This window comes from Pseudoalteromonas sp. MTN2-4 (assembly GCF_042848605.1).
GTDB lineage: Bacteria > Pseudomonadota > Gammaproteobacteria > Enterobacterales > Alteromonadaceae > Pseudoalteromonas.
This window is the reverse complement of sequence record NZ_BTGK01000036.1, coordinates 1-1,557: the sequence shown is the minus strand read 5'-3', so window position 1 is coordinate 1,557 and position 1,557 is coordinate 1. Positions and strand designations below refer to the sequence as shown.

3 protein-coding genes are annotated in these 1,557 nt (G+C 35.1%); all 3 read right to left on the bottom strand.

Annotated features, from left to right (window positions below; genetic code table 11):
- Nucleotides 1–78: 78 nt before the first annotated feature.
- Nucleotides 79–342, bottom strand: a complete 264-nt coding sequence (locus tag ACGHEH_RS21560; RefSeq protein WP_390449798.1) for a hypothetical protein — start codon at nt 340–342, stop codon at nt 79–81.
- Between the two features lie 106 nt (nt 343–448).
- Nucleotides 449–934, bottom strand: a complete 486-nt coding sequence (locus tag ACGHEH_RS21555; protein WP_390449796.1) for a hypothetical protein — start codon at nt 932–934, stop codon at nt 449–451.
- A gap of 129 nt (nt 935–1,063) precedes the next feature.
- The coding region (locus ACGHEH_RS21550; protein ID WP_390449793.1) for a hypothetical protein at nt 1,064–1,557 on the bottom strand (494 nt) is incomplete at its 5' end.

The window sequence follows — 1,557 nt, the reverse complement described above, 5'->3', positions numbered from 1 at the left end:
TATTAACGGGTAAAAATTGTGGGCTAAAATTGAGCGAAGCGAAAAGCCCGCTGTTTTTAATCCCTGTTTAATTGCTTGTTAGGCAGAACTTTTACCGTGTTTTTTGACTATATCTAAGCAGTAAACAAAAGATAAGCCTGTTTCACTTCTAAGTAATTTTGCAGCTTTAGGTAGGTCTCCACCTAAAATTGCATTATGTATTTCTTCATTAAATTGTTGAGACCAATCGATCTCTTGTTGAGATAAGAGAATTTTTAATTTTGCGTCAATTTCTGACAATTTGACCATTATAAAAAATAGGCTCAAGCAAATTGAGAAAATGATTAAATAGTTCCAGTCCATGCATTCAACCTTGATGTAGCCTAACGCCGTAATAAACGGCACAAAAGAGCAGGCTAAAGTTGGCGACGAAGGAGCACAAGCCTGCTGTTTTGTGTCCTTTGTTTAATTACTTTGTTAGCTGTACGATTTTTATGATTTTGTTTTCTTTAGATATTGTTAAGTAGCTAATTTCTAGGCAATTGCCATTTTTTATAACTTTACCTGGTAACTCTTTTTCATAGAAAAAAGGTGTTCTTGTATAGTTATTATAAGAAAACTCGACCTCTTGCACTTCAAATGTTGCTGTATGTCCCTTAACTTCATCTAGGCGATAGTTTTGAATACAGCCCGATACAAGTGAAAACTCACCCGCATCAATCTGACTTTTAACACCGAGATCTTGTTCTAACTCTGAGTAAGTACTAAACAGTGCAATGAAAAAAATCACACCAAAAATTGATAAAAGCCAATTTCGTGAAATTTTAACCGTGCTCAATACAAGATCAGTGATGGCTGGCAGCCTAACAAAAGCCACAAGCAAAAATAAAACAGGTAGCAACCACAAAAAGTAATCGATGCTGGGTTTTAAGCTGATTTCAAAATATGGAGTCAAACTTCACCTAGTACAGCTAATGCCTTAATAAACGGCGGAAAATAGCAGGCTAAACTAAGCGAAGAATGAGCGCAAGCCTGCTGTTTTACGTCCACTTTTTAATTAATTTGTTAGGTTTATTTTTGCATACTAATTTTTTATAACATACCAATTATCAAACAAGTGCTCTAAACATTGTACTTTTGGTGAACACACATCTTTGGGGTTAATATTCTTACCTAAAGCGTAAGCACCTTCACCAATTCCGTACTCACTTTTAAAGGAAAAAGCTTTTCTTAATATCCAAGCCTCACCCTCTTTTTGAAGCCAAAGTGAATTAAAGCCATTTTCTTTATATGGAACTACAATTCTGCTTAAATCTGGATTGGAGACTTCTTTATATTTGGCACCTGCAGCAACCCAAGCTAGTGAAACTTCGGTTTCTGCAGAGGTTTGTACCCACTGTATTGAAACATAACCTTCTTGCTCGGTTGCCCTTATAGCTTTTACAAAACTTTTTGAATTCAAAAACACATAAACTACATGCTTCAATTTGCTTTCAGGCCAGTATGGGACTGTTTTCAGTATTACAAAGCAAATTATTAAAGAGAAACTTAAATATAAAAGCGGCTTCTTCATAAACC